Origin of the sequence: Micromonospora sp. NPDC047753 (genome assembly GCF_040642735.1) — a bacterium.
In the GTDB taxonomy this organism is placed as follows: Bacteria; Actinomycetota; Actinomycetes; order Mycobacteriales; family Micromonosporaceae; genus Micromonospora.
The window spans coordinates 1-6,071 of record NZ_JBEYSL010000413.1 but is presented as its reverse complement, the minus strand read 5'-3'; the positions used below and the strand labels follow the sequence as shown (position 1 = coordinate 6,071).

Sequence of the window (6,071 nt, the reverse complement as noted above, 5' to 3'; positions counted from 1 at the left end):
AGCACGGCCCGGCTGGGTCGGGATGTGCGTGCCGAGACCGGGCGCCGCGCTCAGACGCACAAGCGACCCGAACAAGTTGAGCAGTTCGGCAGCGGCGGACCGGCGGGTCAGAAGGCGCAGGCGATGACCAACTCCGGGGTACGGTCCGGGAGCAGGTCGAGTTTGCCGATCCGGCCCGCCGCCCGTAGGTCGTCGGCGACCAGCGTGAGCTGCTCCAGCAGCGCCGCCGGGCCGAGCGCCTCCGCCAACGGCACCTCCGCCTTCATCGACAGCTTCCGCTCGGATTTGGCCCGTCGCACCTGGCTCAACGCGTCACCGGCGAGCCGCAGCAGCGCCGGGTCACCCGAGCCCTCGATCGTCCGGGCCACCTCGTAGGTGGTGGGCCACGGCGCCTGGTGCACCGAGCCGTACCGCCACCACGACCAGACCTCCTCGGTCACGTACGGCAGCACCGGGGCGAACAACCGCAGCTGCACCGACAGCGCCGAGGCCAGCGCCGCCCGTGCGGAGTCCGCCGCCGGGCCGGTGCCGTAGGCCCGCTCCTTGACCAGCTCGATGTAGTCGTCGCAGAACCGCCAGAAGAACGCCTCGGTGACCTGCAGGGCCGCCGTGTGGTCGTACGAGTCGAAGGCGGTGCCGGCGGCGGTGACGACGGTGGCCAGTTCGGCGAGCATGGCCCGGTCCAGTGGTGCGGTCGTCGGGGCGCGCAACGCGTCGGCGGCGCCCAGCCCGAGCGCGAACTTGGACGCGTTGAGCAGTTTGGTGGCCAGTCGCCGGCCGACCTTGATCTGCGCCGGGTCGAAGGCCAGGTCCATGCCGGGCTTGCCGCTGGCCGCCCAGTAGCGCACCGCGTCGGAGCCGTGCTGCTCCAGCAGCGCCAGCGGGGTGACCACGTTGCCCTTGGACTTGGCCATCTTCTTGTGGTCCGGGTCGAGGATCCAGCCCGAGAGCACGGTGTCCCGCCAGGGCAACACCCCGTGCTCGAAGTGTGAGCGGACCACTGTGTCGAAGAGCCAGGTCCGGATGATCTCCTGCCCCTGCGGGCGGAGGTCCATCGGGAAGACCCGGGCGAACAGGTCCGGGTCGGTCTCCCAGCCACCGATGATCTGCGGGGTCACCGAGGACGTGGCCCAGGTGTCCAGGACGTCCGGGTCGCCGATGAAGCCGCCCGGTCGGCCGCGTTGCGACTCGTCGTAACCGGGTGCCGGATCGCTGAATGGATCGACCGGCAGCGCCGACTCGTCCGGCGTGAGAGGGTGGGACCAGTCCGGCTCGCCAGTGTCGTCGAGCCGGTACCACACCGGCACCGGCACGCCGAAGAAGCGTTGACGGCTGACCAGCCAGTCCCCGTTGAGGCCGCCCACCCAGTTGTCGTAGCGGTGTTTCATGTGCGCCGGCACCCAGTGCAGCTGCTCGCCCCTGCCCAGCAGCGTGGCTCGCAGCGCCTCGTCCCGGCCGCCGTTGCGCAGATACCACTGTCGAGTCGACACGATCTCCAGTGGTCGGTCGCCGCGTTCGTAGAACTTGACCGGGTGAGTGATCGGACGCGGCTCGCCGATCAGGTCACCGGCGTCGGCCAGCATCCCGACGATCTCCCGGCGGGCGGCGTTGACGGTCTGCCCGGCCAGCGCCGCGAACGGCTGGGCTGGCACCCCGTGCGGCGGCTCGGGGAGCAACCGACCGTCCCGGCCGATCACCACCCGGGTGTCCAGCCCCAGCTCACGCCACCAGGTCACGTCGGTCAGGTCACCGAACGTGCAGACCATCGCGACACCGGTGCCCTTGCCGGGTTCGGCGAGGGGATGGGCGTACACCGGCACGTCGACGTCGAACAGCGGACTGCGCACGGTGGTGCCCACCAGGTCGGCGTACCGCTCGTCGTCGGGGTGGCAGACCAGCGCCACGCAGGCCGGTAGCAGCTCCGGCCGGGTGGTGTCGATGAGCACCTCCCGCCCGTCGGCCGCGGTGAACCGCAGCCGGTGGTAGGCGCCGGGGCGCTCCCGGTCCTCCAACTCCGCCTGGGCGACAGCGGTGGCGAAGCCGACATCCCACAGGGTCGGCGCCTCCGACTGGTACGCCTCGCCGCGGCGCAGGTTGCGGACGAACGCCCGTTGGCTGGTGGTCCGGGCGATCCGGCCGATGGTCGTGTACGTCAGCGACCAGTCCACCGACAGCCCGAGCCGTCGCCACAGCGCCTCGAAGGCCTGCTCGTCGGTGACCGTCAACCGTTCGCACAGCTCGATGAAGTTGCGCCGGGAGATCGGGGTGGGGTCGCGGCGGGCCGCGTCGTCGACCGGAGCCGCCGGTGGCCGCCACACCGGGTCGTACGGCAGCGCCGGATCACAGCGCACCCCGTACACGTTCTGCGCCCGACGCTCGGTGGGCAGGCCGTTGTCGTCCCAGCCCATCGGGTAGAAGACGGCCTTGCCGCGCATCCGCTGGTACCGCGCGGTGGTGTCGGTGTGCGTGTACGAGAAGACGTGCCCCATGTGCAACTCGCCCGATACGGTCGGCGGTGGGGTGTCGATCGAGAACACGTCGCTCCGCTGCTTCGAGCGGTCGAACGCGTACGTGCCTTCCTCCTGCCAGCGGCGTGCCCAGCTCTCCTCGAGCCCGTCCAGGGTCGGACGCTCGGGAACGCCGGCGCGGGCCGTCCTCGCCGTATCGGTCATCCTGCGATCGTAGGCACCTACCGGCTGCGGGGCGACGGAGTTGCGACCGAACACACCGGCCGGCGGTCGTGGCCGCGGTGGGGCGGCCCGGTCAGATCAGCGAGTCACGCCACTGGCGGTGCAGGGCGGCGTACCGGCCGTCGGCCTCGGCGAGCACGGCCGGCGGGCCGTCCTCGACGACCCTTCCGCCGTCGAGGACGAGTACCCGGTCAGCGGTCTCCACGGTGGACAACCGGTGTGCGATCACCAGTGCGGTGCGGTCGCGCAGGATGGTGCCGAGTGCCCGCTGCACCAGACGTTCCGTCGGCACGTCCAGCGACGACGTCGCCTCGTCCAGGATCAGCACTGTCGGGTCGGCCAGGAACGCTCGGGCGAACGCGACCAGCTGCCGCTGGCCGGCGGAGAGCCGGCCGCCGCGCCGGTGCACCTGAGTGGCGTACCCCTCGGGTAGTGCGGCGATGAAGTCGTGCGCGCCGATCGCCCGCGCGGCGGCCTGGACGGCGGCGTCGTCGGCCCCCGGGCGACCGAACCTGATGTTCTCCGCGACGGTCCCGCTGAACAGGTGGTTCTCCTGCGTCACCAGCACCACCGCGCGGCGCAGGTCGGCGTCGCGTACGTCACGCAGGTCGACCCCGTCCAGCCGGACCGTGCCGGTGTCGGGGTCGTGGAACCGGGCGACCAGCTTGGCGATCGTCGACTTGCCCGCCCCGGTGGGGCCGATCAGCGCCACGGTCTGCCCGGCCGGCACTGTCAGCTCCAGCCGGCAGAGAATCGGGGTGTCGGCCCGGTAGCCGAAGCCGACCGAGCAGAAGATCAACTCGCCGCGGCCGGGACCGGTCGGCAGCGGTGTCGGCCGGACCGGTTCGGCGACGGCCGGTCGTTCGTCGAGCACCCCGGCCAGCTTCTCGAGTGCGGCCGTCGCCGACTGCAACGAGTTGTAGAACTGGCTCAGCTCCTGCATCGGCTCGAAGAAGCGGCGTAGGTAGAGCAGGAACGCGGCGAGCACACCGATCTCGGTCTGCCCGCCGAGCACCCGCCAACCGCCGTAGCAGAGCACCGCCGCCACTGTGACGTTGCCGATCAGCTTGATCGCGGGCGAGTACGTGGCGATCAGCCGGAACGCGTGCAGGCTGCTCCGCCGGTAGTCGTCGCCGAGCGCCACGAAAATCTGTTGGTTGCGAGGCTCCCGGCGGAACGCCTGCACCGCCCGGATGCCCCGCATCGACTCGACGAAGTGCACGATGACCAGCGCGACCGCGTCCCGGGTCCGTCGGTACGCGCTGGCCGACGACTGGGCGAACCAGCGGGAGAGCCAGAACAGGAAAGGGAAGGCGAGCAGCGTCACGGCCGCCAGCGGCAGGTCCAGCCAGAGCAGGATGGCGGCCACCGACAGGATGGAGAGCCCGGCCAGCACCAGGCTGTCGATCCCACCGTCGACCAGCTCGGCGATGGAGTCCAGGTCACTGGTGAGCCGGGAGACCATCCGGCCGGACGTGTACCGCTCGTGGAAGCCCACCGACAGCCGCAGGAAGTGCCCGAACACCCGCTGCCGCAGGTCGAGCAGGACGGCCTGGCCGATCCGGGCGGAGAGGGTGAGGAAACCGCGGCGGGCCGCGTACTCGGTCACCGCGGCCACCGCGAACGCCCCGGCGACGGTGACCAGCGGGCCGGCGTCGTCGGCGCGCAACGGCGGGATGGCCCGGTCGATGCCGATCATGACCAGGTACGGGCCGGCCATCGCGGCGGCGTTCTGGGCCAGCAGCAGGGCGACCGCCGCGGCGAGACGCCGCCGATGCGGGCGGAGCAGGTCGCCCAGCAGGGTTCGGCTGAGCCGGCGTAGCCGGGCGACCGCCTCGGGGCTGGTGTCCTCAGCTCGACTGCGGTCGGCCTCCGGGTCGGTGGCGGTGCCGCGCCAGCGGTTGAGCTCGGGCTCCTCCTCGGGAGGCGGGTCGGCCTGCTCCGGCACCCTCACGAGCGCACCAGCCCCCACCCGTCCGAAGGCGACGAACTCGGGCCGCTGGCCCCGGCCGGAGGTGGCTGCCCGGCGGGCGGCTCGGCGGCGAGCAGCGCCCGGTACGCCGGGACGGTGGCCAGCAGGTCGGAGTGCCGGCCGGTCGCCGTGATCCGTCCGTCCTCCAGCAGGGCGACCCGGTCGGCCAGCGCGATCGTCGACGGCCGGTGCACCACCAGCAGCGCGGTGCTGTCGCGCAGGACCCGCCGTAGTGCCGCTTCGACCAGGGCCTCGGTGTGCACGTCGAGAGCGGAGAGCGGATCGTCCAGCACCAGCACCGCCGGTCGTCCGAGCACGGCCCGTGCCAACGCGAGCCGTTGCCGTTGCCCGCCGGAGAGGGACAACCCCTGCTCGCCCACCCGGGTCGCCAACCCCCAGGGCAGGTCGTACGCGAAGTCGGCCTGGGCCAGCGCGAGGGCCGCACGGATCTCGTCGTCGTCGGCGTCCGGGCGACCCAGTGTGAGGTTCTCCCGCACCGACATGGAGAAGAGCGTCGGCTCCTCGAACGCCACCCCGACCAGCCGACGCAGCGAGGCCAGCCGCAGCTCGCGCAGGTCGTGCCCGTCCAGGGTGATCCGGCCGGTGGTCACGTCGTGCAGCCGGGGCACCAGGGAGAGCAGCGTGCTCTTGCCGGAGCCGGTGGCGCCGACCAGTGCCAGCGTCTCGCCCGGCTCGATGGTCAGGTCGATCTCGCGGAGCACCCCGCTGGTGGCACCCGGATAGCTGAACGCGACCCGCTCGAAGCGCAACCGACCGTGCACCGCGCTGCGCGGCAGCGCGACAGCGCCGGCGGAATCCACTATCTCCGGTGGGGTGTCCAGCACCTCCTGGATGCGGTCGGCGGCGGTGGCCGCCTCCTGACCGTTGGCGATGATCCAACCCAGTGACTGCACCGGCCAGATGAGCATCAGTTGGAGGCTGACGAACGCGACCAGCTCGCCGATGGTGAGCGCGCCCTGCGCGGCGGCGGCCGCCCCGGCCGCCAGCACCACGCCCAGGCTCACGTTGGGCACCAGGTCGAGCAGCGCCGAGGTGTTCGCCAGCAGCCGCCCCTTGTCGACGCCCGTGTTGTGCAGCCGCCGGGCCGCACCGGCGAAGCGAGCGGCCAGCTCGGGCCCCCGCCCGTACGCCTTCATGGTGCGCAGGCCCTGCGCGGTCTCCTCGACCAGCGTCGCCACGTCGCCCTGCTGATCCTGCATCCGGCGGGACGCGGCGTGGTAGTGCCGGCCGAACCGGCGACTGATCAGCAGCAGCGGCACCGCGCTGGCCGCGACCAGCACCCCGAGCGCCGCGTGCAGGTTGATCAGCAGCACCACCACGACCAACCGGGACTCGGGGCCGTCGCCGTCCTCGAAGTTCACCGAGTTGACCACGCAGCGGCCGCCGAG

3 protein-coding genes are annotated in these 6,071 nt (G+C 72.2%); all 3 read right to left on the bottom strand.

The window, feature by feature from the left end; all coding sequences use genetic code 11:
- Positions 1-107 precede the first annotated feature (107 nt).
- On the bottom strand, positions 108-2,672 hold the full coding sequence (valS, locus tag ABZ749_RS27045; protein WP_357232761.1) for a valine--tRNA ligase: 2,565 nt from the start codon (positions 2,670-2,672) through the stop codon (positions 108-110).
- A gap of 91 nt (positions 2,673-2,763) precedes the next feature.
- Entirely contained in the window at positions 2,764-4,644 is a 1,881-nt protein-coding gene (locus ABZ749_RS27040) for an ABC transporter ATP-binding protein (protein WP_357232759.1), read from the bottom strand.
- The coding region (locus ABZ749_RS27035) for an ABC transporter ATP-binding protein (RefSeq protein ID WP_357232757.1) at positions 4,641-6,071 on the bottom strand (1,431 nt) is incomplete at its 5' end. The genes ABZ749_RS27040 and ABZ749_RS27035, both read right to left, overlap by 4 nt.

Coding starts and splice junctions, on each gene's coding strand:
- valS (WP_357232761.1), bottom strand. CDS start 2,672: ATGACCGATACGGCGAGGACGGCCCGCGCCGGCGTTCCCGAGCGTCCG.